General features: G+C 34.5%; 32 protein-coding genes and 1 pseudogene. 32 read left to right on the top strand and 1 reads right to left on the bottom strand.

Annotated elements, in window-relative coordinates; all coding sequences use genetic code 11:
- The first annotated feature begins 23 nt into the window (after window positions 1-23).
- Window positions 24-206: a hypothetical protein gene (locus AOB58_RS04050; protein ID WP_064783013.1), complete on the top strand. Its 183-nt coding sequence runs from the start codon at window positions 24-26 to the stop codon at window positions 204-206.
- Window positions 207-267: 61 nt separating this feature from the next.
- Here AOB58_RS04050 and AOB58_RS04045 read toward each other — a convergent pair whose 3' ends face one another.
- On the bottom strand, window positions 268-645 hold the full coding sequence (locus AOB58_RS04045; protein WP_158649097.1) for a hypothetical protein: 378 nt from the start codon (window positions 643-645) through the stop codon (window positions 268-270).
- Between the two features lie 132 nt (window positions 646-777).
- On the opposite strand from AOB58_RS04045, the gene AOB58_RS04040 reads away from it, so the two are divergent.
- The 31 genes and pseudogenes from AOB58_RS04040 to AOB58_RS03900 all read left to right on the top strand — a co-directional run bounded on the left by AOB58_RS04040 (window position 778) and on the right by AOB58_RS03900 (window position 15043).
- The gene (locus AOB58_RS04040; protein WP_046465213.1) at window positions 778-1035 is read left to right on the top strand and encodes a helix-turn-helix domain-containing protein; all 258 of its coding nucleotides are present in this window, start codon (window positions 778-780) and stop codon (window positions 1033-1035) included.
- Between the two features lie 11 nt (window positions 1036-1046).
- Window positions 1047-1232, top strand: coding sequence for a hypothetical protein (locus AOB58_RS04035; protein ID WP_064783011.1), 186 nt, complete (start codon window positions 1047-1049; stop codon window positions 1230-1232).
- 63 nt (window positions 1233-1295) lie between these two features.
- On the top strand, window positions 1296-1580 hold the full coding sequence (locus AOB58_RS04030; RefSeq protein ID WP_064783010.1) for a hypothetical protein: 285 nt from the start codon (window positions 1296-1298) through the stop codon (window positions 1578-1580).
- Window positions 1546-1770 (top strand): DUF2483 family protein, encoded by a 225-nt coding sequence (locus AOB58_RS04025; RefSeq protein ID WP_064783009.1) that lies wholly within the window; start codon window positions 1546-1548, stop codon window positions 1768-1770. Before AOB58_RS04030 ends, AOB58_RS04025 begins: the two co-directional genes overlap by 35 nt.
- Window positions 1763-2380, top strand: a complete 618-nt coding sequence (locus AOB58_RS04020) for a Sak single strand annealing protein (RefSeq protein WP_064783008.1) — start codon at window positions 1763-1765, stop codon at window positions 2378-2380. Before AOB58_RS04025 ends, AOB58_RS04020 begins: the two co-directional genes overlap by 8 nt.
- On the top strand, window positions 2380-2805 hold the full coding sequence (locus tag AOB58_RS04015) for a single-stranded DNA-binding protein (RefSeq protein ID WP_064783007.1): 426 nt from the start codon (window positions 2380-2382) through the stop codon (window positions 2803-2805). Before AOB58_RS04020 ends, AOB58_RS04015 begins: the two co-directional genes overlap by 1 nt.
- A 13-nt stretch (window positions 2806-2818) precedes the next feature.
- Window positions 2819-3496, top strand: a complete 678-nt coding sequence (locus AOB58_RS04010; protein ID WP_064783006.1) for a putative HNHc nuclease — start codon at window positions 2819-2821, stop codon at window positions 3494-3496.
- On the top strand, window positions 3486-4259 hold the full coding sequence (locus tag AOB58_RS04005; RefSeq protein ID WP_064783005.1) for a DnaD domain protein: 774 nt from the start codon (window positions 3486-3488) through the stop codon (window positions 4257-4259). Before AOB58_RS04010 ends, AOB58_RS04005 begins: the two co-directional genes overlap by 11 nt.
- 3 nt (window positions 4260-4262) lie before the next feature.
- Window positions 4263-4625: a replicative helicase loader/inhibitor gene (locus tag AOB58_RS04000; protein WP_064783004.1), complete on the top strand. Its 363-nt coding sequence runs from the start codon at window positions 4263-4265 to the stop codon at window positions 4623-4625.
- A pseudogene (locus AOB58_RS03995) lies at window positions 4612-5855 on the top strand (DnaB helicase C-terminal domain-containing protein). The gene AOB58_RS04000 and the pseudogene AOB58_RS03995 overlap by 14 nt, the downstream one beginning before the upstream one ends.
- The gene (locus tag AOB58_RS03990) at window positions 5852-6064 is read left to right on the top strand and encodes a hypothetical protein (RefSeq protein ID WP_064783003.1); all 213 of its coding nucleotides are present in this window, start codon (window positions 5852-5854) and stop codon (window positions 6062-6064) included. The pseudogene AOB58_RS03995 and the gene AOB58_RS03990 overlap by 4 nt, the downstream one beginning before the upstream one ends.
- Complete coding sequence (locus AOB58_RS03985; RefSeq protein ID WP_064783002.1) at window positions 6051-6287, top strand: DUF3269 family protein; 237 nt, start codon at window positions 6051-6053, stop codon at window positions 6285-6287. The genes AOB58_RS03990 and AOB58_RS03985 overlap by 14 nt, the downstream gene beginning before the upstream one ends.
- A gap of 10 nt (window positions 6288-6297) precedes the next feature.
- Window positions 6298-6708, top strand: coding sequence for a RusA family crossover junction endodeoxyribonuclease (locus AOB58_RS03980; RefSeq protein ID WP_064783001.1), 411 nt, complete (start codon window positions 6298-6300; stop codon window positions 6706-6708).
- Window positions 6701-6895 carry a hypothetical protein gene (locus AOB58_RS03975; protein WP_064783000.1) on the top strand — a complete coding sequence of 65 codons (195 nt, stop codon included), beginning with the start codon at window positions 6701-6703 and terminating at the stop codon, window positions 6893-6895. Before AOB58_RS03980 ends, AOB58_RS03975 begins: the two co-directional genes overlap by 8 nt.
- Window positions 6896-6906: 11 nt before the next feature.
- The gene (locus AOB58_RS03970; RefSeq protein WP_064782999.1) at window positions 6907-7287 is read left to right on the top strand and encodes a hypothetical protein; all 381 of its coding nucleotides are present in this window, start codon (window positions 6907-6909) and stop codon (window positions 7285-7287) included.
- Entirely contained in the window at window positions 7288-8013 is a 726-nt protein-coding gene (locus AOB58_RS13750) for a DUF3310 domain-containing protein (protein WP_237283170.1), read from the top strand.
- Window positions 8014-8220, top strand: coding sequence for a hypothetical protein (locus AOB58_RS03960; protein ID WP_064782998.1), 207 nt, complete (start codon window positions 8014-8016; stop codon window positions 8218-8220). It abuts the gene before it with no gap.
- Between the two features lie 190 nt (window positions 8221-8410).
- Entirely contained in the window at window positions 8411-8797 is a 387-nt protein-coding gene (locus AOB58_RS03955; protein WP_064782997.1) for a hypothetical protein, read from the top strand.
- Window positions 8798-9175, top strand: coding sequence for a YopX family protein (locus AOB58_RS03950; RefSeq protein WP_064782996.1), 378 nt, complete (start codon window positions 8798-8800; stop codon window positions 9173-9175).
- A gap of 87 nt (window positions 9176-9262) precedes the next feature.
- Complete coding sequence (locus tag AOB58_RS03945) at window positions 9263-9607, top strand: hypothetical protein (RefSeq protein ID WP_064782995.1); 345 nt, start codon at window positions 9263-9265, stop codon at window positions 9605-9607.
- Complete coding sequence (locus tag AOB58_RS03940) at window positions 9597-9872, top strand: hypothetical protein (protein WP_064782994.1); 276 nt, start codon at window positions 9597-9599, stop codon at window positions 9870-9872. Before AOB58_RS03945 ends, AOB58_RS03940 begins: the two co-directional genes overlap by 11 nt.
- A gap of 1 nt (window position 9873) precedes the next feature.
- Window positions 9874-10098: a hypothetical protein gene (locus AOB58_RS03935; RefSeq protein WP_064782993.1), complete on the top strand. Its 225-nt coding sequence runs from the start codon at window positions 9874-9876 to the stop codon at window positions 10096-10098.
- The gene (locus AOB58_RS13535; protein ID WP_158649096.1) at window positions 10088-10228 is read left to right on the top strand and encodes a hypothetical protein; all 141 of its coding nucleotides are present in this window, start codon (window positions 10088-10090) and stop codon (window positions 10226-10228) included. Before AOB58_RS03935 ends, AOB58_RS13535 begins: the two co-directional genes overlap by 11 nt.
- 10 nt (window positions 10229-10238) lie before the next feature.
- Window positions 10239-10661, top strand: a complete 423-nt coding sequence (gene dut / locus AOB58_RS03930; RefSeq protein WP_064782992.1) for a dUTP diphosphatase — start codon at window positions 10239-10241, stop codon at window positions 10659-10661.
- Between the two features lie 35 nt (window positions 10662-10696).
- Window positions 10697-11017: a DUF1381 domain-containing protein gene (locus tag AOB58_RS13605; RefSeq protein ID WP_064782991.1), complete on the top strand. Its 321-nt coding sequence runs from the start codon at window positions 10697-10699 to the stop codon at window positions 11015-11017.
- Window positions 10956-11090 (top strand): transcriptional activator RinB, encoded by a 135-nt coding sequence (gene rinB / locus AOB58_RS14035; RefSeq protein WP_102134912.1) that lies wholly within the window; start codon window positions 10956-10958, stop codon window positions 11088-11090. Before AOB58_RS13605 ends, rinB begins: the two co-directional genes overlap by 62 nt.
- Window positions 11087-11317 (top strand): DUF1514 family protein, encoded by a 231-nt coding sequence (locus AOB58_RS03920; RefSeq protein WP_064782990.1) that lies wholly within the window; start codon window positions 11087-11089, stop codon window positions 11315-11317. Before rinB ends, AOB58_RS03920 begins: the two co-directional genes overlap by 4 nt.
- A 13-nt stretch (window positions 11318-11330) precedes the next feature.
- On the top strand, window positions 11331-11747 hold the full coding sequence (locus AOB58_RS03915) for a DUF722 domain-containing protein (RefSeq protein WP_064782989.1): 417 nt from the start codon (window positions 11331-11333) through the stop codon (window positions 11745-11747).
- Window positions 11748-12317: 570 nt separating this feature from the next.
- Window positions 12318-12662: an HNH endonuclease gene (locus tag AOB58_RS03910; RefSeq protein ID WP_064783581.1), complete on the top strand. Its 345-nt coding sequence runs from the start codon at window positions 12318-12320 to the stop codon at window positions 12660-12662.
- A 166-nt stretch (window positions 12663-12828) separates the two neighbouring features.
- The gene (locus AOB58_RS03905) at window positions 12829-13299 is read left to right on the top strand and encodes a phage terminase small subunit P27 family (protein WP_064782988.1); all 471 of its coding nucleotides are present in this window, start codon (window positions 12829-12831) and stop codon (window positions 13297-13299) included.
- Window positions 13292-15043, top strand: a complete 1752-nt coding sequence (locus tag AOB58_RS03900) for a terminase large subunit (protein ID WP_064782987.1) — start codon at window positions 13292-13294, stop codon at window positions 15041-15043. The genes AOB58_RS03905 and AOB58_RS03900 overlap by 8 nt, the downstream gene beginning before the upstream one ends.
- Window positions 15044-15052 lie beyond the last annotated feature (9 nt).

Genomic DNA, 15052 nt, shown 5'->3' with positions numbered 1-15052 from the left:
CACAATTTAAAGGAGGATTAAGAATGAATTTAAAACAAGCATTAAAAATAACACTCCTAATCGTCATCTTGGCGGAAGAGATTAAGAGTGTTGGGAAACCGAAAATTTACGTTAGAACTAAAGATTCACATCATATAAAAACTAGTGGTTCTGGCATCAGAACAACTATTGATGAAAAGGGTAATTCTAAAATCGAACTAGTGTAATCATTGAAAATTAAGAAGAAAGAGGTAATCATTATGGATTTTAAAGATCATGTACTTGGAATCATTCCGATAATTCTATCTGTGATATTGGTAATAATAAATCTTCTGATAGTTCTTGGCTATCTTTAGACTCACCACGAGAAGTAAAAATTGTTATTTCAAATGACGTAAGGTCTGAAGTTTCAGTTAGATCTTCGAAATAAGATAAATTTTCAAGCGCACCATAAGCACCAATATGTATTGGAAGTTTTTCATTAATGATTCTAGTTTTGTTAATACTAATTAAATTATTAGTAGCATGTTCATTGTTTAGTTTTATACCAGTTACAGAAATAGGATTAGACGATTCGTTTGCCAATGTATATTTCGCAACAAAAGATCCATCAGTATCCCAGTATATTTTATTGATTTTAATTTTGATTTGAAAGCGACTATTCAACCAGTTTTTTGTGTAATTCCAAACTGTAAAAACCATTATTAGAAATGAAATTATTAAAGAAATTATGCTAATCATATTATTCACCCCCTTTGCACACAGATAAATAAATTATACCAGAAAGGAGTGGCTAAGATGACACATTTACCAACCAAACAAAATGTTGTAGAAGATGTTAATCAAGTTGTGTTTTACCCACTATACGGAAAACCACCAACTATAGCGAAAATATTTGATGTTGGAGTATCAACTGTTTACAGATGGTTACGTGATTATGATGAAGATGATTTAGGTGTTAAAGACTTGTACCTTGATTTATCTGCAAACATGACACGAATCGATATTGAAAAGTTGAGAGAGTATTTAAAGCTTAGAAATAAAAAATGGATGTGAGGAGAGATTAAATGAGAGGTTTACTAGCATTATCAACAGCAGTAGTCGTATTCTTCATAGCTTTGATATTCACGAAAGACTTTATCCACTTGTTTCTAATCTACTGGGTAGCCGTTTGTTTTAGCTACATGGCTTGGGATAGTTGGATTAACTATTTAAAGACAGAAAAAAAGACTGAAAAGCGTTGGAGCGCCTAACAGTCAGAAAGTTTACAAATAATTTATACAAACAGTATACCCCAAAACACAGGAGGTAATCAAATGCATAAACACATACTATTAAATATCGCATCTGATTTGAACGAAAAACTAATCCACTCAGATATTGAAGGTAGTGTGACACTCCAACAATTTGAAGATGGCGAGTTCGGTGTTAATCTCACATATTTTAAAAACACTTGTATCAAAAGTCGTGAAACTCTATTCATCTTTGAACATCATACAACAGATGAAGGTATGAAAATATTTGGACAGATGAAAAACATATTGACTAGTGAAAGGTTGGTTACAGATGAAAGAAACTGTTACGTACCTAATCAAAGTTAAAGATGGCCCTTTTGACTTATACCTATCAAACAAGCCGATGACACCAGAAGATGCAAGTTACACACGCAATCGCAGTAGAGCAAGAGATTTCAACGGATTAGAAGATGCCAGCATTGATATGACTGAACACACTGCTATTAAAAAAGTTGTAACTGAACAAACGAAATATAAGGAGATTGAATATGACTGAACAAACATTATTTCAACAACTTAACTCAATGAACGTGAACGATCACGTTGAGAAGAAACAAGGTTTATCTTACTTAGCATGGTCATACGCTCACCAAGAGTTGATGAAGATTGACCCTAACTATGAAATGAAGATACATGAATACCCGCATCCAGAAGTAGCTAACGAACAATACTTCGTGCCTTATTTAGCAAGTCCGGAAGGTTACAGCGTAACGGTATCAATCACACTAAAAGGATTAACTAAAACCGAAACATTACCAGTATTAGATTTCAAAAACAAATCAGTACCATATAAACAAGCTGACATGTTCCAAATAAACAAAACTTATAAACGTGCCTTCGTAAAAGCAGCAGCATTACACGGAATCGGATTATACATTTATCACGGTGAAGATGCACCAGACGAATCCGAAAATTTACGACAAGAGTTAATGAATGAGATACAACGATTCACAGACTTATTAACCGTAAAAGGTACAGAAATCACACCAGATGAAGTTAAACAGAAATTCCAAATCGGTGACATAACTAAATTAAGTCAATCAGATGCAATAGGACACATCAAACTAATCAGAGCCAACGCTCAAAAACTAAAGGAGAATGAATAATTATGAATATTGTAGCAATCACAGGAAGAATCACGAAAGATTTAGAACTTAAACAAGCAGGACAAACACAAGTAATCAACTTCTCAATGGCAGTAGAAAACCCTTATAAAAAAGACGACGCATCATTCTTTGAAATTGTAGCTTTCGGTAAGACAGCAGAATTACTAAATACGTATTGCGGAAAAGGGTCAAAAATAGGTGTAGACGGAACACTTAAACAAGATAGATTCACTGATAAAGAAGGTAATAACCGTTCAGTAGTACGTATTACAGCTAACCGTATTGAATTTTTAGATACTAAAGGTCAATCTAACGGACAATCTCAACAACAAAGTGGGCAAGGTAAGACAAAACAAGCACCTGCTAAGGATAACCCTTTTGCTAATGGTAATGCAGATATCAATACTGACGATCTCCCGTTCTGATTGGACTGATTAAATGCCTAAGATACAAAATTACATCATTCAAGATGACGGTACAACTACCGTTGTCATTGAAGGTGTAGAGCTAGGAAATAAAGAAACATTATTACTAGATAACGGTATGGATTTAGAAGTTGATGTAATCGTCAATGATCCATACACAATAACTGATAAGCAACGCAGAAAGATATTCGCACTTATGAACGATATAGAAGCTCATACAGGGCAACCGCAAGATTATATGAGGAATGTGTTCCAAGAATATGTTCGTGTCTTACACGCCTATGAGAATCGAATATCACTAGCAGATTGTTCACGTAAAGTAGCTGGTCAAATTATAGATGTAGCAATCGAATGGATATTTGAAAATGATGTACCACTTAGATACAAAACTAGTGACCTTATCAAGAATGATAGAACGTTTCTATACATGGCTACTATCAATAGAAAGTGTGTTATCTGTGGCAAACATGCAGAACTTGCACATTATCAAGCAGTAGGTAGAGGGCGTAACAGACGCAAGATTGAACACTTTGGTAATAAGGTGCTTGCATTATGTCATTCACATCATCAAGAGCAGCACACGATTGGTATGAATAGCTTCAACAATAAATACCATTTAACAGATAGTTGGGTGGATGTAGACGAGAAGTTAAGCAGAATGTTGAAAGGACTGAAAGTAAATGAACAATAGAGATTATATTGCATCAGTCATAAGTAAATTCAGTGGTCAAAATAATGTAATACCAATTCCAGTCATCTATTTAGAGATTACAGAAGATTATCCGGCAGCTGCATTATTAAATCAAATGGTTTATTGGTCTGACAGAACTAAAAGACGTGATGGATATTTTTATAAATCTTATCAAGAATGGAATGAAGAATTGTATTTATCAGAATACCAAGTTAGACGTGGTACCAATAAACTCAAGAGTCTAGGTTTAGTAGAAACATCACTAAAAAAAGCGAATGGCGCACCGACTTTACATTACAAAGTCGATACTAAAGAAGTTTCAGAATGGATTCTTAAGAAACTTAAGAATGGAAACTTAACAAACTCAAGAATGGATACCGAAGAAACTCAAGAATCTTTAACAGAGATTACTACAGAGACTACAACAGAGAATACAACAAGTGACGTGACCACAAAAATATTTGAATACATTAGTAATAATTTAGAGATGATTCAAAGTCCATTGAAGATAGATGAAATAGAGTATGAGATCAATCTGATAAAAGATGATGCTTATGAAATAACTAAGATAGCTGTTGATTACTGTAAAGAAAAGAACAAAGGAATACCTTACCTAATATCTATATTAAAGAATTGGAATAAAGAAGGAATCAATACTATAGAAAAAGCTAAGGCCAAAGCAGCGCCTAAAAAAAGTAAGCAACCTAAAAAAGAATCAGACAACTTCCTCGAAAGGAAACGTCAAGAATTAATGGGAGGATAAACCATGTCAATGACTAAAAAAGAAGCTTTCGAAATCATTGAGATGTTAGCCAATGTATACAACATGGAATTGAATGATACTAAATTCAATTTGTGGATTAACTTCTTATGTGAAGATGGCGATTACGAACCATCAATGAAGATGGCTAAGAAATATATTAAAGATGGCAACGTTTACCCACCTAAGATACCTAATATCATGCGTAAGTTTCCTAAGACATTTAAAGATGATGAACCAGATGAAGAAACTAAGCTGCATAGGTGGAAGATGGCTAACGACCCAGACTATGTTAAACAACGTAAGCAGGCGTTAGAACAATTTAGACGTAAGGTAGCAGAATTTGATAGAGGTGATGACATTGATTAATGAGCAATACGAAATTGAAAGCACAGTCATTGCCAGTCTATTAAAGAAACCAGACTTACTAGAGAAATTAAGAATTAAACCTTACATGTTCCAAGACGAACATTTTAAAGGGTTCATGGAATATATCCTAGATCAAGGCAAAGTCGATTTGAATGAGATATATCTGAAAAGTATTAAGGATAAAGAATTTTTGAACAATGATGTCATAGGTCAATTATACAAAACTGATTTTATTGGTTATGGATTCTTCGAAAGATACCAACAAGATTTATTACAGAATTATCAAATCATTAAAGCAAACCAACTTGCTGATGACTTCAAACGATCTGCTACACCAGAAACATTTAATGAAATGGTGGAACAACTTAAAGATTTAACGAGTATCGCAACTAAAAAGAAGATGGTACGCAACGCTATGCTAAGCAGTTAGTTGAAGATTTGTATAGTGATGAACCAGTAGAACGTGTGAAAACAAAGTATCAACTTATGGATTATAAGATTGGTGGATTTGAACCGAGTCAATTAATTGTAATAGCAGCACGACCTAGTGTTGGGAAAACTGGTTTTGCTTTGAATATGTTATGGAATATCGCTAAGCAAGGTCATCAAACTTCGTTCTTTAGTATCGAAACAACAGGTAAAAACGTATTGCAAAGACTGTTAGCGACTATCACAGGCATTGAGTTGAATCGTATTAAGAACGTACAAGACCTAACACCAGATGAATTAACTCAATTAACAGGTGCAGTAGACCAAATTCTTAAATTAGGAATCAATATTAATGATGATAGTACAACAACACCTCAAGACATTAGATCTCAAGCAATGAAACAGAGTGATAAGCCACAAGTTATATTCATAGACTATCTACAACTTATGGAAACAGATACAAATGTTGATAGACGAGTGGCAGTTGAAAAGATATCACGTGACTTAAAAATCATAGCGAATGAAACAGGTGCAATTATAGTGGTCCTTTCACAATTAAACCGTGGTGTTGAATCACGTAATGATAAACGCCCAATGTTATCAGATATGAAAGAGTCTGGTGGAATAGAAGCAGACGCAAGTATGGCAATGATGTTGTACCGAGATGACTATTACGAGCAGGAAGATGTGGACGATTCCGGTAAGTCAATTGTTGAGTGTAACATCGCTAAAAATAAAGATGGTGAAACAGGTGTTATTGAGTTTGAATTTTATAAGAAAACGCAGAGGTTTTTCACATGAGTATAGGGCAATTCCAAACATTACTGGGCTACCTATACAGAGAGACATACAAAGGCGATAAAGACGTTCAATCGTGTTTACTTGAGTTAGGTTACACAATTAAGAGATTGCTTAAAAATGGGCGCTTAACGCCCTTTGATGATTATGAAGAAAAGAAAGATATTATCTTTAAAAATTACAAAGGTGTGAATACAGATGGGATTAATTGAAGGTAGCAAGAACAAATATTACTTATACCGAGATGACGATGAAAAAGCAGTGTCTGTCTTACCATTGTCACCAAATGTGAATAGCGTCGGAAATATAACTGGTGCTTACTTCTCGGGTGGAGTTAGGAATATGACTGATGATGAGTTATTAAATTTCAAAGCAGCACATAACTTATTTTACGAACAAGAGTTAGGCTCGCAAATAAATATATTTGATCTATAGGAGTGAGGACATGGAAACAATCGAGTTAAAAGTTGATGCGCCTATGTCATCGCCTAGACCACGATTTAGGAACGCTGGCAAGTTTGTACAGACATACATGCCTAAGAAGTATACAGACCATAAGAAAGACTTACAGTGGCAAATGCCAATGTTAATGATAGATGAACCAATCAAACTAACAATAGAGTTTCACTTCCCATTGTTGAAGTCATGGAGTAAGAAGAAACATGTGGCGATGGTTGGACAGTATAAACGAACTAAACCAGATATAGACAACTTAATCAAAACAGTGTTAGATGCAGCGAATGGTCACTTATGGAATGACGATAACCAAATTGTAGAGATTACAAGTTTCAAGAAGTATGCAGAAGAACCAAAGATAATCATGCATTTATTTATAGAAGGTGATTCCGATGAATGAAGAAACAATAAAGGTTAGATACGACGTGACTTACGAGAAAACGATGATCGTACCTACACATGTGAATGAAGAAGATTATGAGATAGAAGAACGTATCGGTAATCACATGTTCAATCATATGGACGATTACACAGACGCAGAAGTTAAAGGACATAGCGAGCCGACAATTATAGATAGAGGATTCTAGGAGGAATAAAAATGAACATCAATTTAAGTAGAGCTAAAGATGATAAAGGTAACTTATGTTTCGTAATGATAGATGATAACGAAGAAGTGTTTGTAGATGTGGAAGATTACAAGGAAGCAAAACAACTTGGTATCCATTACACGAGAATTAAACACCATGCGAAAAAAGGCAGACGACACTTAAAAAACTACATTAGAAAGTATGAACAACGTCAAGGTGTGGACAGACTCAATGCAGAAGACAGAGAGCGTGCTGAACGTAAGGTTGAGCTAGAAGAACATAAGCAGCGTAAGGAACAGGAACGCCTGCAGATGATAGAGGACGCTAAGCGTAGAAGTAAGTGGTTCGAACATTTATCAGAGAATGATGTATTCCCGAAAGTGGTGAAGTAGATGAAGATTAGAGAATTAGACTTAGATCAATATGTAATTGTGTATGACATTGGTAAGAGTGAGAATCATAAAGGCATGACTGTTGTAGGACGTGTGGAAGAAATTGTTTTCAATGACGATGGAGAGAATGCAGCTACTATAAATTCGTTAGGTAACTTATACGACATTACAGACGATAACTACTTTGATTTGTGGACTAAGAGTATTGAAGATAAGACGGAACATATTGGCTTTGATAAAGAGAATACGGAGAAATCTCGAAAATTATTATCCAACGACGTACAACAACGTAAGCGTAAAAATGAAGATACTGCATTATTTAAGATTAAGGATTTAAAAGTCGGTTACAAAGTCAAAGTGTTAGGCGACAATATGATAGGTGAAGTTTCTGAAATAGCCGATAATGGTAAATCTGCTGAAATAAAAGTAGATGATGGTGTGTATAGAGTTATAATCGATAATTATGATTTCACAATAATAGAGTGGAATGCAGTACCAGAGTATGCAGAGGACACAGTCAACCACCCATCACATTATAACTATGGTGATATTGAAGTCATAAATTTCATAGAGCAGGTAACACAACATTACAATGCTAATGTAGCTTATCACATTGGTAATGCAATTAAGTATCTAGCACGTTCACCACACAAGAACGGTAAAGAGGACGTAGCTAAAGCTAAATGGTATATCGAACGTGCATATGAAAAATGGGATGTGAAGTAAATGAATGAAGAATGTGAATATGTAATATATAAAGGCGATGAAGTTATTTGTCATGGCACACAGAGTGAGTGCGCAGAACAGTTAGGCGTGAAAGAAGCGACGATAAAATTTATATCATCTGATGCATTTAAAAAGAGAGATAAAGGCAAACGGGTAGTCGCTGAAAAAGTAAGTATTGCAGAGATAGAGAAAGAGTTAGCGCTATGATCCTATCTGATACTATAAAAGTTAAGTTATAAATTAGATACATGTGGGCTACAGACACATGAAGTTGCAAAGTTACTACATGATAAAGGTGTTAAGGGATTCGTAATATCCTCGAATGAAAGAAACGTAATCGTAGCAGTTCCACGTGAGGATATAAAACGGAACAGGAAGATAATGGAGGGGATAAGGAATGAAAATTAAACAAAAGAAACAATTAAACTTACCACAGTTGATTGAGTGGGCAATGGAAAATGAAATTAAACACAGAGTATTTGAATCAAATCCAAACTTCGATGGAGTGACTTATAGATTAGGTTTCGATAAAGGTGGAGATTTGTACTTTGAGGAATCGTTAACACCTACGTTACTTTTCACAGTCGAAGTCGAGGAGGAAATCGAAATTGATGAATATACAGTATTTCACACGTTAGTTAAAATAGTCGAAGATGGCACTGTTTATACCTGCACTGATGCAACAATTAATAGAGAGAAAAACAGTGCTGTAGTTGTAATTTATGCAAAATTAAATGGAATATTGAAATTAATTTGGACGCGTGATAAAGGGCTGGTGGAGTAGATGAGTAAATTTAGAGCATGGGATAAAGAAGATGAAAGAATGAAAGAAGTTTTTAATTTAGATTTTCATAGATATACCGCAATAGTTGGGTTCAGATTATCGGAACCTAAGTCTTTTCTTGGAGATAAACCTTTAGTTATTATGCAGTCCACAGGGCTTAAAGACAAGAATGGTGTGGAGATATTTGAGGGAGATATAGTTAAAACAAAATACGGTGAACATGGCAGGCACATTGGTGTAGTCAAATACGGCGGTACAAAATTTTATTCAGAAGGTGTTAAACAGTATTTGTCATGGCATGAAGATTTAAATGGACTTTTTGAAATCATTGGTAATCGATATGAACACCCACATTTACTAGAAGGTGATAACGAATGAAACAATTCACAGTTTGGCTAGCAGTCGTAATTATACTGGTAATGATGCTATTGGCAATGTGGACAACTATGTAAAGGAGTGGTGGCAATGATACGCACAGTTAAAGATTATGAAAAGCTATCAGAACAATATAACAAAATGCTAGCAGAACGTAACAGTCTTATCGACGATCTATCTTGGTATAAAGCAAAAGTTAGTAGGTTGGAACGGGAGAATAGAAAACTAAGAGTAAAAAGCGACAGTTTCTTTGAAAGTTGGAGGTTTAAAAGTGTTATGTATACAGATTTATCTAAAGAATCGGATAAATATAAATCCCTACTTTCCGAAATCTCACAACACATCGGCAACAAACCATCGAGCAGCACGTATAAGTATTTTAGAGCGAAGTTGGATAGTATTGGGATTGAGGAGGGTGATTTAGATGGCGTATGAAAATAAAATAGCTATTGAAAGTTGTGTTAAGAAAGTACATGAGCAACAAGGAACTATAGAAAAAACTCAATCAATTATTAATGAAATAGAAGAAGTATATCACAAAGCAAAAATTTTAGATGAAGTAAAAGGATTTATAATCAGAAAGTTAAAAGAAGAAGAAGAAGAAAAACCACGTACGTTATTAAGTGATTACGATTTCGGATTATATCAAGCTTATGACAATGTTGATGATATTATACAAGAACATTTGGAGGACGAGTAGAATGGGGTACAAGTATGAAAAAGAAAATAAAGAAGCAGTGATGATAAATCAGCCTAAAGCCAATAAAGAACTAGAAGAAGTCTATTTCAAGGCAGAAATTTTAAATAGGATAATAGGCATTGTTAAAAATGGTCGTTCTTTAGGTAGTGATACAGACAGTGAAATCATATTACGAGCAATTGAACATGAATTGAAATACACGGAGGACAAACAAAATGGATTATAAAAAGACTTTTACAGACGCAACTAAAGTAACGATGAAGAATGGCGGTAAGGATATTGCAACAAAGGTTGTGCCAGTAATTTTAGCTGGTGTAGGAAGTATTATTGTAGGAATTATTAATCAGGATAAATAAGGAGATAGTTATGAACAAACTAATATTCAAACGCAATCATGAAGATGCAATCACACCATATAGAGCAAACGCTACTGACAGTGGATTAGATTTATTTACATGTGAAGCTAAGTCTCTAGATCCTGGTGAAACAGCAATTATTGATACAGGTATCGCTATCCATTTAGATGAAGGCTATGAAGCACAGGTTAGACCTAGAAGTGGCGTGACTGCTAAGACTAAGTTAAGAGTACAACTTGGTACAATTGACCAAACATATCATAAGAGTATTGGGATTATCGTAGACAACATAGGAAAACGACCAATCACAGTTGAACAAGGTAAGAAGTTGGCCCAGTTAATTGTGGCACCGATTGTTTATCCAGAAATTACAGAGGTGGAAAGTTTTGAAAGAGAAAGTGAACGATCAGGCTTCGGAAGTACAGGGTACTAAGGACATACTGCAAAAGGTAAAGGAAGTGTTACAGCGTGACTGAACAGAATAACAACTTTGCACATGACCACGCAGTACCTTACGGATATGATAAATCAACCGAAACACAACAAGACAATAAATCATACCTAATCAAAACTACAACACATATAACAGGTGAAGTGTTTCACGACGTGATACCGATTAGAGATAATGAACGATATAAATTTGTAACTGCAGATACTAGGTATCAAGCGATAAACAAGTTTAAGGATATTGAACATATATCAGAAGATGAAATAAGGAGGACGACCAATGAAAGTACTCAAAACACTATTAATCATTACCCTATACGAACTAAGCAAATACGTTACTAATGAAATTATTACACGCAGACAAGCGAACGATGCGGTGGATCAGTACCCGATGGATTATGAGGTGAGTGAATGATGTTCTGGATAATAGCAACTATACTTCTAGGCGTAATCGCAGTCATAGCAATTATATACAATGCAGTTAAAGATACGAAGATAGATGCACTTGAATATGAAGTGGCATACTTGCTAGATATTATATTCAATGATCATGGCGATGTGGTGTTGAGATTGAAGGAAGATGAATACACTGATGAAGATATTAGAGAGATTAAAGATAAGTGGGATAAACGAATTAAATAACTGGAGGTATTAGATGATAGTAATTGAGCGATATGATATTAGAAAATTAGAGGACTATATACAAAATATTAAGCAATATCGTAAACAGTTGCGTTATAGAGAGTATGAACTGTTAGAGAACCATGAGGTCATCAATACTGAAGGTGGCAAGTCTAATATGCCAGGTAGACCAGTAGAGCAAGAGGTAATGAAGAAGATGAAGGACAAGAAGTATAACAACCTTCATAATATTGTAAGAGGTGTGGATAGATTACTAGACGAGTTAGACGAGCAGTCATTGGAAATGATACGCCTAAGATACTGGGATTGTCCTATTGACTGTAATCAGTGGGAACAGATAGCTGATAGGTTCTATGTAAGCAAGACTACTATATTAAGAAGAAGAAACGCTATGCTAATTAAGCTGGCTGAATATATCGGGTATGTATAGGAACGGACTTACACCCTATTTAAGTCCATAATAAACACGTCTATTATGATATTATGGCCTATTGATTCAGAGGTACATTATAAATAAACAATACTATATTATGCTCGATGTGGTAACGAGGTAAAACAACTACCACAAACTATATTATATTGAGGCACATCTTTCGTGATTAAGATGTGTCTTTCTTTTGTTGTCACAACATAAGCTCAATTACATTTACTCATTAACTTATATGAATGTGATAATAATGAACAAACTAATCAACATATTAACTTACAATGTTTAATCAGTTTAAGAGATTGATGTAAACAAACAATTATATATTAAGTTGATTAGAACAATTGAATAAGAATGTTTCATTGATCATAAACTTTAATGATTGATTTGCAATTGATTGATGAAATGTTTTGTTAAGACAAAATGAATTGTGTTTATTTTTTCGTCAAAGATTAAATCAATTTTGTTTTGTCTTTTCTTTTTATTATTGTAATGAATAAAATAATAATAATTGAATAAACTTTTATTAATTAAATATAAATATAAATGAAAGAAGTTGATTGATTGTCATTCATGGAACCAAAGGTTCGTATTGGCAATAAGACGTTAACACAAGACCAATTACACGAGGAACGCAAACGCAACAGTAAGAGGTACAATGCAAGCGTTCGTTATGGTAAGGATACTAAGTATACAGAGTTCTACCAATCGTCACAGTGGCGCTCTAAACGTAAGAGAGTGTTGGTTAGAGATAAGTACATGTGTCAAGAGTGTTTGAAGAAAGGTATTGTGAATGATAAACGTCTGATGGTCCATCATATTGTAGAGTTGAAAGATGATTGGAAACAGAGATTAAATACAGATAATTTAGTCACAGTATGTACAGCATGTCATAACCAGCTAGACCATAAGCATTAAATGCCGGAGGTATTGTATAATTATTTTATATAATATAAAAAGGGGTAGGTTGCTTTGACGGCCACTTTAATTCTTTTTTTATTTAATCGGTCGATACTCATTTGTGACCAAATTCTAGAAACTATAAATCGAAATCATGCCTGTTTAGGCAATTGGAGGTGTAAAAATGGCTAGACCAAGAAAATTAAATGCAGCAAAGACAGGTAATCACAATAAATCAGAACTAGAAGAATCAGAAATGCGAGAAAACAGCTTAGAACAATTCAACAAAATCAACGTTGACCAAATACCAGAGGATTTAACTGAAGATGGTAAAAAGGAATGGTTACGAGTTGTGCCTTTATTACAACAATTGCCTATTGCAGAGTTAGATTACGACAGAATTAAGCGTTATTGCCAATTAGTCGCACTGACTGATGAAGCATATAAGTATATGATGAAGTTTGGTTCCATTAACGAAGAAGGTACTAAACGTACACCGTACTATTTCAACTATATTGACGGGTTGAAGGAATTAAAATCATTGTGTGGATCGTTAGGAATGACAATTGACTCTCGAATGAAGTTGGTTGTACCTACAGAAAGCGAGAAAAAGCAATCTGTGTACGATATGTTTGGTGTTGATGACGATGACTAGCGTAAAACTATCTAAAGAGTACGAAAGTTTGTTAGATATACCCGATGAATACAAAGATGATGCATATAAATATTGCGTCATGGTGTTGTCCGGTACATTCATTACTTGTAAGGACACTAGGCTTGCGTGTGTGCGTCATTTAAAAGATATTAAACGAAGTATCACAGATGACGACTTTCCTTATGTGTACAAGCCTAAGCGTGCTAAGAAGGTTATTAAATTTATGGAATCGCTACCAGATACTAAAGGCCAGTTTCATAAGTTAGCATTGTTTCAAAAGTTTATTGTGGCAAATGTTCGTGGTTGGTTTACCGAAGATAATTATTTGCGATACAAGAAAGCATTTATATCATTAGCAAGAAAAGGGGGCAAAAGTTTACTGGTTAGTGGGCTTGTCCTCTACTCTTTTCTATTCGATAACGAACCTAGAGAAGGTAGACAAATATTCACAAGTGCAAATGATAAGAAACAGGCTAGTATCGTATTCAATATGGTTGCAAAGCAATTGATGTATTTCGTATCACAGGTACCAGAGTTAAAAAAAGATGTTAAAAAGGTACGTGAGTTGTTACAAAACTTAAAAGATGGATCATACGTCATGCCACTATCGAGAGATACAGGAGCAGTTGACGGTTTTGAGCCTTACTTAGCGGTTGTGGATGAATATCATGCAGCTAAAACGAATGAAATGGTCGAACTTATACAATCTGGTCAAGGGAACTTACTACAATCGATGATATTTATTATCTCTACTGCAGGTTTTAACCTTAATGCACCCATGTATACAGACGAATGGCCCTATGCAAAAGAAGTTTTAGACAATAGCTATGAAGATGAAGAATATTTTGCAGTTATTTATGAACAAGACAGTGAAGATGAATGGCAAGACCGTTCAATGTGGGCGAAATCCAATCCACTTATTAACGAATCAGACGAATTAAAGGAACAAATCGATACATTCTTGCAGAAACGTGTTGATGAAGCGGTACAAAAAGGCACGATGTTTAAAGTATTAGTAAAAAACTTCAACTATTGGATGCAAGCAAGCGAAGAAAGTTATTTAAACTTTGAAGATTGGAAGAAAAATGAAACTGACTTTGATGTGAAAGGTACTAAAACATACATTGGTTTAGATTTATCACGTGCAGACGACTTAACCGCAGTGTCGTTCATTCATTTAGACGAGCCAAACAGACAATATTATGTAACTAGTCATTCATTTGTGGCTACTAAAGGTGGTCTACAAGGCAAGATTGAGCGTGATTTAATCGACTACAGACAAATTGAACAGCAAGGTTACTGTACGATTACTAATTTGCGCACAGGACTTATTAATCCAGTGCAAGTATTGGATTACATTGAAAAGTATGTTGCTAATAATAACTTAGATATACAAGCAGTGTGTTATGACCCATACGTTATACATGCTTACTTGCCAGAAATAGAACGTCGTAATTGGCGTTATGATCTAATCGAAATCAGACAAGGGTTGCAAACATTATCCAATCCGAATATTGATTTTAGATTCAAAGTTATTAATGAAGAAATCAAACATCATAAGAATCCTTTACTAGATATTGCAGTTAAGAACGCAATTGCTAAAAATACGAACGATGCAGTAATGATAGAAAAGAAAATGAACAGGCATAAAATCGACCCACTCATGGCAACTATCTTTGCTTATGTTATAGCTAGTGAACATGAATGGGAGAAGAAACCAAAACGAATGCCAATCATCATTTAAGGGGGTGTA

It is taken from the genome of Staphylococcus sp. AntiMn-1 (genome assembly GCF_001663395.1).
In the GTDB taxonomy this organism is placed as follows: Bacteria; Bacillota; Bacilli; order Staphylococcales; family Staphylococcaceae; genus Staphylococcus; species Staphylococcus equorum.
The sequence above is the reverse complement of the archived record's forward strand: the minus strand, read 5'-3'. Positions and strand labels throughout refer to the sequence as shown.

Bases quoted from the DNA above. Each gene is read 5' to 3' on its own strand.
- rinB (WP_102134912.1), top strand. From the start codon at position 10,956: ATGAAAGTACTCAAAACACTATTAATCATTACCCTATACGAACTAAGC.
- AOB58_RS13750 (WP_237283170.1), top strand. From the start codon at position 7,288: ATGAAGATTAGAGAATTAGACTTAGATCAATATGTAATTGTGTATGAC.
- AOB58_RS03905 (WP_064782988.1), top strand. From the start codon at position 12,829: ATGGCTAGACCAAGAAAATTAAATGCAGCAAAGACAGGTAATCACAAT.
- AOB58_RS04040 (WP_046465213.1), top strand. From the start codon at position 778: ATGACACATTTACCAACCAAACAAAATGTTGTAGAAGATGTTAATCAA.
- AOB58_RS03920 (WP_064782990.1), top strand. From the start codon at position 11,087: ATGATGTTCTGGATAATAGCAACTATACTTCTAGGCGTAATCGCAGTC.
- AOB58_RS03975 (WP_064783000.1), top strand. From the start codon at position 6,701: ATGAATGAAGAAACAATAAAGGTTAGATACGACGTGACTTACGAGAAA.
- AOB58_RS03910 (WP_064783581.1), top strand. From the start codon at position 12,318: ATGGAACCAAAGGTTCGTATTGGCAATAAGACGTTAACACAAGACCAA.
- AOB58_RS04005 (WP_064783005.1), top strand. From the start codon at position 3,486: ATGAACAATAGAGATTATATTGCATCAGTCATAAGTAAATTCAGTGGT.
- AOB58_RS13535 (WP_158649096.1), top strand. From the start codon at position 10,088: ATGGATTATAAAAAGACTTTTACAGACGCAACTAAAGTAACGATGAAG.
- AOB58_RS04050 (WP_064783013.1), top strand. From the start codon at position 24: ATGAATTTAAAACAAGCATTAAAAATAACACTCCTAATCGTCATCTTG.
- dut (WP_064782992.1), top strand. From the start codon at position 10,239: ATGAACAAACTAATATTCAAACGCAATCATGAAGATGCAATCACACCA.
- AOB58_RS03945 (WP_064782995.1), top strand. From the start codon at position 9,263: ATGATACGCACAGTTAAAGATTATGAAAAGCTATCAGAACAATATAAC.
- AOB58_RS04025 (WP_064783009.1), top strand. From the start codon at position 1,546: ATGAAAGAAACTGTTACGTACCTAATCAAAGTTAAAGATGGCCCTTTT.
- AOB58_RS03915 (WP_064782989.1), top strand. From the start codon at position 11,331: ATGATAGTAATTGAGCGATATGATATTAGAAAATTAGAGGACTATATA.
- AOB58_RS03980 (WP_064783001.1), top strand. From the start codon at position 6,298: ATGGAAACAATCGAGTTAAAAGTTGATGCGCCTATGTCATCGCCTAGA.
- AOB58_RS03985 (WP_064783002.1), top strand. From the start codon at position 6,051: ATGGGATTAATTGAAGGTAGCAAGAACAAATATTACTTATACCGAGAT.
- AOB58_RS03950 (WP_064782996.1), top strand. From the start codon at position 8,798: ATGAGTAAATTTAGAGCATGGGATAAAGAAGATGAAAGAATGAAAGAA.
- AOB58_RS04020 (WP_064783008.1), top strand. From the start codon at position 1,763: ATGACTGAACAAACATTATTTCAACAACTTAACTCAATGAACGTGAAC.
- AOB58_RS03900 (WP_064782987.1), top strand. From the start codon at position 13,292: ATGACTAGCGTAAAACTATCTAAAGAGTACGAAAGTTTGTTAGATATA.
- AOB58_RS03940 (WP_064782994.1), top strand. From the start codon at position 9,597: ATGGCGTATGAAAATAAAATAGCTATTGAAAGTTGTGTTAAGAAAGTA.
- AOB58_RS04030 (WP_064783010.1), top strand. From the start codon at position 1,296: ATGCATAAACACATACTATTAAATATCGCATCTGATTTGAACGAAAAA.
- AOB58_RS03970 (WP_064782999.1), top strand. From the start codon at position 6,907: ATGAACATCAATTTAAGTAGAGCTAAAGATGATAAAGGTAACTTATGT.
- AOB58_RS04000 (WP_064783004.1), top strand. From the start codon at position 4,263: ATGTCAATGACTAAAAAAGAAGCTTTCGAAATCATTGAGATGTTAGCC.
- AOB58_RS03960 (WP_064782998.1), top strand. From the start codon at position 8,014: ATGAATGAAGAATGTGAATATGTAATATATAAAGGCGATGAAGTTATT.
- AOB58_RS04010 (WP_064783006.1), top strand. From the start codon at position 2,819: ATGCCTAAGATACAAAATTACATCATTCAAGATGACGGTACAACTACC.
- AOB58_RS03990 (WP_064783003.1), top strand. From the start codon at position 5,852: ATGAGTATAGGGCAATTCCAAACATTACTGGGCTACCTATACAGAGAG.
- AOB58_RS03955 (WP_064782997.1), top strand. From the start codon at position 8,411: ATGAAAATTAAACAAAAGAAACAATTAAACTTACCACAGTTGATTGAG.
- AOB58_RS04035 (WP_064783011.1), top strand. From the start codon at position 1,047: ATGAGAGGTTTACTAGCATTATCAACAGCAGTAGTCGTATTCTTCATA.
- AOB58_RS03935 (WP_064782993.1), top strand. From the start codon at position 9,874: ATGGGGTACAAGTATGAAAAAGAAAATAAAGAAGCAGTGATGATAAAT.